We start from the raw sequence: 6,579 nt of genomic DNA on the forward strand, positions 1-6,579 counted from the left end.
CGGGGCCGTCAGGGGGCATGGGTCGTCAGGGGGCCGGCGTACCGCTGGGGGCCAGGACGACGTCGAACGTGACCGAGTACCAGGCCTGGTCATCGGCGACGCCGGCCGGGCGGCCCGGCGAGCCGGGCTCGTGGCGGTCGAAGTGGCGAACCAGGGACCGCTTGACGCCGAAGACGGCGTCGCTGTCGAGGTAGCGGCTGGCGTCGTCGAAGACGTGCGTAGTGACCGGGCGGAACCCGGGTGCGCGCACCGACATGTGCAGGTGCGCGGGCCGCCACGGGTGCCGTCCGGTCGCCGTCAGCAGCTCACCGGCCGGCCCGTCGTGCGGGATCGGATAGTCCACCGGCCGCACGCCCAGCAGGGCATAGCCGCCGTCGTCGCGGCTGTGGAACAGCCCGCGCAGGTGGCCGGGCGGCGCGATCGGGTCCTGGACGTCGTAGAGCATGTTGTCGCCGTTCTGCCAGACGTCGATCTCGGCGCCGGCGATCGGCCGGCCGGCGGGGTCGGTGACCCGCCCGGTGAACCAGGCCGGATCRCCGGCCGGGCGCAGCGCGGTGCTCGCGCCGAAATCACGCCGTGGGCTGCCGGGAACGTAGAAGGGACCCAGCACGGTGGATTCGGTCACCGGGAGTTGGCCGCCGATATCCGGGGTCGCGGCCGAGCCGTGGTTCACCGCCCGGGATCCGGCCGGTGCGACGTGATGATTGATCGCATCGACCAACATCGACAGGCCAAGTGTGTCGGACAACAGGACGAATTCCTGGCGGCCGCCGGTCGAGATCTGGCCGGCGCGGGTGAGGAACTGGACGGCGCGCGACCATTCCTCCTCCGTGAGACCTGTCTCCCGCGTGAAGCCGTGCGCGTGCGTGACCAGCGCCGTCATGATCTCTCGTAGCCGGGCATCGGGCGTGGCCGCCAACCGCCGCAGCACCTCGGCCGTGATGCGCGCCGCACTGTCGGACGACACCATCGTCACTCCCCTCACTCCAAAAGCGTACGGATGCATCATGGTCCAGCGCCGGGTGTGGCCGCCGCCGTCACCTGACGACGAACGCCGAACACGTCATCCTCCCCGGCCGACGTTATTTCGGACCCCTCGGCTTCTCGTAGCCAACGACGTCGAATGACGGTATCGTCCGTGCGCAGGCCCGGCCAAGAATCATCATTATGGCGACGTTCGAATTCATCCTGGTGGGCGGCGGTACGGCGGGTTGCGTTCTGGCCGCGCGCCTGTCCGAGGACCCCTCGACTCGGGTACTGCTCCTGGAGGCCGGCGCGGCCGAGCCGTCCGCGGGAATGGCCGATCCGCTGGCCTGGCCCCGGCTGGCCGGCACCTCGGTCGACTGGAACTACGCGACCGTGCCGCAGCGCGGTACCGACAATGCGGTGATCTCGTGGCCGCGGGGAAAGGTGCTCGGCGGATCCAGCGGGATCAACGGCATGATGCATATCCGGGGAGACCGGGCGGGATATGACGCCTGGGCGGCCACTGGGGCCTCGGACTGGAACTACAACACCATGCTGCCTTTCCTGAAGCGAAGCGAGGCGTCCGAGGCGGGTGATCCGGCCTACCGGGGCAAGGACGGCCCGATGCGGGTCGGGCCCGGTCCGGCCGGTGACCCGTTGTGGGAGGCCTGTTTCGAGGCGGCGACGGAGGCGGGCCACTCCCGCAATGACGACGGCAACGGCAACGGCAAGACCGCCGAAGGAACCTCGTGGAACGACATGAACGTCGTCGACGGGCGGCGACAGAGCTCGGCGGATGCCTACCTGGGCGCCACGGCTGGCCGGCCCAACCTGACGGTGGTCACGAAGGCGCACGCCCGGCGGCTGATCCTCGACGGCGGCATCTGCCACGGCGTGGAATACCGGGTCGGCGGGGAGACCCGGACGGCGTTCGCCGACCGGGAGGTGATCCTCACCGCCGGCGCGATCGGCTCGCCGGAGCTGCTCATGCTCTCCGGTATCGGCCCGGCCCGGCACCTGCGTGACCTGGGCATCGACGTGCGGGCCGACCTTCCCGGGGTCGGCGGCAATCTTCAGGACCATCCGAAGTCGCAGATCGCCTACACCGCCACGCGGACCGTGCGCACCGGTCGGTACGCCCGAAAGCCGCACGTCCTGCTGCGCGGCGACCCCGCGGCCGCGCCCGACCTGCAGATGATCTTCATCGACCTTCCCGTCCATCCCCGGTGGGTGCCGGGCCCGGAGGACGGATACTCGGTCATCTTCTCGCTGATGACCCCGGCGAGTCGGGGCACAGTCCGGCTGGCCTCGGCCGACCCGACCAGGGCACCACTCATCGACCCGAACTACCTGGCCAACCCGGCCGACGTCAGCCGAATGATCGCCGGCCTGCGCGCCGCCCGCGAGGTCGGCGGAGCGCATGCCCTCGCCGACCTCCGCGACCAGGAGCTCTTCCCGGGCCCCGACGTCGAGCCCGGTGCCTCCGACACCGCGGCCCACGCCTACCTCCGGAGAACCGTCACGAGCTACTTCCATCCCGTCGGCACCTGCGCGCTGGGAAGGGGCCAGCTCGCGGTCGTGGATCCGGAGCTTCGGGTACGGGGCATCGAGTGCCTACGGGTCGCTGACGCCTCGGTCATGCCGACCCTGGTCTCCGGAAACACCAACGCGGCCGTGCTCGCCATCGCCGAACGAGCGGCGGCCCTCGTCACCGGCGAGGAGACCGTTCCGGCCTGACAGTCGGCAGTCAGTACCCCGGTACGGGCTGACCACTCCGCGCGGTAGGGCGGCCGATGACCGCCAGGCACACCTCGGTCGGCTGGAAGCCACCACCGGACAGCGTGTGCGGTCAGGTGTCGACGTCACACGCCAGCCGAGCCGCCGTCAACCGGGCCGCCGCCAGTCGGGTCGTCGTCGTCAGCCGGGCCGCCGCCACCAGCGCGGCCGCCCCTGTCAGCGTCGCCGTTCCGTCTGGTGGCGAGGGAGGCCGCGATGCCGTCGATGAGCCAGTTCAGGCCGTCGGCGAAACGACGGTCGGCGGCGGCGGTCTCGGCCTCGTGGGCGCGGATCACCGAGTCGATCCCGAAGTCGGCGATGTGCGGGTACTCGCCCGTCTCGACCAGCCGGCGCAGGTAACCCTCGGCCGCCCGGAGCCGCGAGACGGGCCCAGCTCCGACGCCGCCGGCCGTTCCCGCGGCACCGGTCGTCGCCGCGCCCTCGCCGGCCGTACCCGCGCCGCCGRCAGTCGCCCCACCACCGGCCGCTCCCGCACCGCCGACCGTCCCCGCCTCTTCAGCCGTCCCCACGCCGCCGCCCGTCTCCTCGGCATGGGACGTCGACAGAAAGGCCAGCTCGCGGACGACCTGGCCGACCGTGTAGGTGTCCACGGCCATCATGATCGCGATCTTCTGCTCCCGGTCGATGTCCAGCCCGGAGAGGGCGGCGAGCGACTGGTCGAAGTGACGCAGCGCGTTCGGACCGATCGCGGCGTGCTTCGGAATCACCGACAGCGTCCATGGATAGCGCCGTGCCGCGGCGCGGCTGCGGTAAGCGATCATCCGCAGCGCCTCCCGCCAGTCCGCCGGCAGGTCTCCGGGGATCAGGGACGCCCCCGCGGCCTCGTTGACCATGAGGTCGATCAGGTCCTGTTTGCGGGAGAAATGCGAGTACAGGCTCATCGGCCGGGCCTGCAGCGCTGCCGCCACCCGCCGGATGGACACCGCGCCGATGCCCTCGGTGTCCGCGATCGCCATGGCGGCGGCGACGATCGCCTCCCTGGTCAGCGCCGACGACCGTTCGGCGCGGCGGGGACGCAGCCACAGCGCCTCCAGCGCTTCGGGATCGTCAGCGGACGCCGGGTCCGCACGGTCAGATCCCGGCGGAGCCGCCGGTCCGGCGGGGTAGCCGGGGGCATCTGGGGTCGCTGTCCCGCGCCGGGGGCGGCCTCGCCAGCCCAACAGGCCGAAGGCATCCCCCGCGCCCGCGCGACGCCCTTCCAGCGGGCCAACCGGCGCGGCGGCTCCGGGGCGACCGGAGGGCATATCGTGCTCGGGGTCGCCGGGTCCAGAACCCGAACCCGAACCAGGATCGGAGCCGGAGCCGGAGCCGGACGAGGCCGCGCCGCCAGGTGGCCTGGGCCCGGTGGCGGCGGCGTGCGGCGTGCGGGGCGTGTCCGCGTGGCCTCGCATCGCCCAAGGATACGGAGCTGATGGGACCCTGTCCGGAATCTGAGATCGTCTGGTCACCGACTGGCCGCGCCTGGCGCCAGAGCGCGGAACGCGGGCCGGAAGCCGCGCCCGAAGCCCGCGGTCGATACGCCGTATCAAAAGCGATACGCTGTATCGGCCAGCTGTGGTCGCCTTCTCAGGGCTGGCATCCCGACGCGTTCCACGCTCCACCGCCGGAGACCCGCCACCGCCGCACTCTCGCCCGGCGCGAACCCTGAGTCGAGGACGAAACACCGACGGCGCGCCGCCAACACCGGCAGCTGACTACCGACGACTGACCACGGGCGACTGACCACAGGCAACCAGCTACGACGACCATCACCCGCACGGGGCCCTCCGTCGATGACCCAGGGCACCCACTTGCCCCAACGGAGAGGCCGATGAGCTCGTCATCCCCCGCGGCGCCCCAGACCCCCCGGCAGGCCTCCCCGGCCGCTGCCGGCGCTGGCGGCGGCGCCGGCACCAGCGCGATGGGCGAGAAACTCGACCCGGCGCTGCTCCGGCTCGCGCTCGTCATCCTGGTCGGCGTCGTCGCCGTGCAGCTGGACGCGACGATCATCTCCGTCGCCATCCAGACGCTCGGCAAGGAGTTCGACGTCGGCGTCTCGACGATCCAGTGGGTCTCCACCGGCTACCTGCTGGCGCTGGCGATGGTGATCCCGCTGACCGGCTGGTCGGTCGAGCGGTTCGGCGGCAAGCGGATGTGGATCCTGTCGCTGGGCATGTTCCTGGCCGGCTCGGCGCTGTGCGGCGTCGCCTGGTCGGCGAGCAGCCTGATCGGGTTCCGGGTGCTGCAGGGCCTGGGCGGTGGCATGCTGCTGCCGCTGATGCAGACGATCCTGGCCCAGGCGGCCGGCCCCGCCCAGCTGCCGAGGGTGATGGCGGCGATCTCCATCCCGGGGGTCGTGATCCCGGTGCTCGGCCCGGTCCTCGGCGGCGTGATCGTCGACAACATCAGCTGGCGCTGGATCTTCTTCGTCAACATCCCGGTCTGCGTCATCGCGATCTACCTCGCGCGGCGGGTCCTGCCCGCGGCAACCCGTGCCGGCGAACGCCATCCGCTCGACCTCGTGGGCCTGGCACTGCTCTCACCAGGTCTGGCCATCGCCGTCTACGGGTTCTCGGAGGCTGGCAGCAAGGGCAACTTCGGCAACGCGCACGTGCTGGTCCCGATGCTGATCGGCCTGGCGCTGCTCGCCGCCTTCGCCGTGCACGCGCTGCGCACCAAGGTCGAGCCGATCATCGACCTGCGGCTGCTGCGCAACCCGGCGTTCCTCGGCTCGACCATCCTGATGTTCCTGTTCGGCATGTCGCTGTACGGCGTCATGTTCCTGACGCCGCTGTTCGAGCAGGTCGCCCGCGGCCGGGACGCGACCGGCGCCGGACTGCTGCTCGCGCCGCAGGGCCTCGGCATGGGACTCGGGATGATCGTGGTCGCCCCGCGGGCGAACAGGATCTCCCCGCGCGTGCTGGTGGTCATCGGCCTGGTACTGACCGTGCTCGCCTCCGTCGCCTACACCCAGGTCGGCCACGGCCCGAGCGAATGGCTGCTCGGGTTCTCGCTGGCGATCCGGGGCCTCGGCATGGCCCTGATGATGATCCCGGTGATGACCGCGACCTACCACGGGCTGCGCCACGACCAGATCCCGCGGGCGACCACGGCGTCGCGGATCCTGCAGCAGATCGGCGGCTCGATCGGGACCGCGGTGCTCGCCGTCGTCCTCGCGACCCAGATCCGCGGGCACGCCGGCGCCGGCGCCTCGATCACGGCGGCGGGCGGCTCGGGGGACGGGCCGATCCCCAGCTGGGTCGCCGACGCGTTCGGGACGACGTTCTGGCTGCCACTGATCTTCACGGTGATCTCGGTGCCGGCGGCCTTCCTCCTGCCCAGGCGCCTCGCCGGTGCCGAGGCCGCCACGGCCGGGCCCTCGGCGACGACCGAGGCCGCCGGTGTCGGCGCGGCCGTGTCCGTATCCGAGGATGGCGTCGAGATCGTGACCGCCGCGTCCAGCGTGACGGCGGGCACGCCGGAGATCGTCGAGATCGAGGCGAACGGGCAGGCGAACGGGAACGGGCAGAAGCCGTCGTCGTTGCCGCCCGCCCCACGGTCGGCCAGCGAACCGGCGCCCGACGCCACGGTGCTCGACTAGCGAGGCTCACGGGACAGGCCGGCGCGGGGAGGAGGGTCTCCAGCGAGACCCTCCTCCCCGCGCCTTGCCATCAGCCCGACAGCGCCGTCAGTTCGACGCGCACTGCCTCTGGCGGGACAGCCAGGTCAGCGCGGGGCCATCCGGATGGCGCCGTCGAGGCGGATGACCTCGCCGTTGAGCATCGGGTTGGCGACGATGTGCTCGACCAGCGCGGCGTACTCGTCCGGGTCGCCGAG

4 protein-coding genes and 1 pseudogene are annotated in these 6,579 nt (G+C 71.9%); 2 read left to right on the top strand and 3 right to left on the bottom strand.

The annotated features are described in order from the left end of the window. Window positions 1-25 precede the first annotated feature (25 nt). Window positions 26-970: a dioxygenase family protein gene (locus tag BL253_RS28625; RefSeq protein WP_076820425.1), complete on the bottom strand. Its 945-nt coding sequence runs from the start codon at window positions 968-970 to the stop codon at window positions 26-28. 197 nt (window positions 971-1,167) lie between these two features. Here BL253_RS28625 and BL253_RS28630 point away from each other — a divergent pair, with 197 nt between their 5' ends. Then, on the top strand, window positions 1,168-2,703 hold the full coding sequence (locus tag BL253_RS28630; RefSeq protein ID WP_076820416.1) for a GMC family oxidoreductase: 1,536 nt from the start codon (window positions 1,168-1,170) through the stop codon (window positions 2,701-2,703). Window positions 2,704-2,828: 125 nt separating this feature from the next. On the opposite strand, the gene BL253_RS28635 is transcribed toward BL253_RS28630, so the two are convergent. Next, window positions 2,829-4,007 carry a TetR/AcrR family transcriptional regulator gene (locus tag BL253_RS28635; protein WP_241835238.1) on the bottom strand — a complete coding sequence of 393 codons (1,179 nt, stop codon included), beginning with the start codon at window positions 4,005-4,007 and terminating at the stop codon, window positions 2,829-2,831. Between the two features lie 566 nt (window positions 4,008-4,573). On the opposite strand from BL253_RS28635, the gene BL253_RS28640 reads away from it, so the two are divergent. After that, window positions 4,574-6,343: a DHA2 family efflux MFS transporter permease subunit gene (locus BL253_RS28640; RefSeq protein WP_076820418.1), complete on the top strand. Its 1,770-nt coding sequence runs from the start codon at window positions 4,574-4,576 to the stop codon at window positions 6,341-6,343. Window positions 6,344-6,468: 125 nt separating this feature from the next. Here BL253_RS28640 and BL253_RS44130 read toward each other — a convergent pair. Next, a pseudogene (locus BL253_RS44130) lies at window positions 6,469-6,579 on the bottom strand (3-hydroxyacyl-CoA dehydrogenase); the annotation flags it as partial.

This window comes from Pseudofrankia asymbiotica, assembly GCF_001983105.1.
Taxonomy (GTDB): domain Bacteria; phylum Actinomycetota; class Actinomycetes; order Frankiales; family Frankiaceae; genus Pseudofrankia; species Pseudofrankia asymbiotica.

Excerpts from the sequence above, each read along its gene's own strand:
- BL253_RS28630 (WP_076820416.1), top strand. The coding sequence starts at position 1,168 with ATGGCGACGTTCGAATTCATCCTGGTGGGCGGCGGTACGGCGGGTTGC.
- BL253_RS28640 (WP_076820418.1), top strand. The coding sequence starts at position 4,574 with ATGAGCTCGTCATCCCCCGCGGCGCCCCAGACCCCCCGGCAGGCCTCC.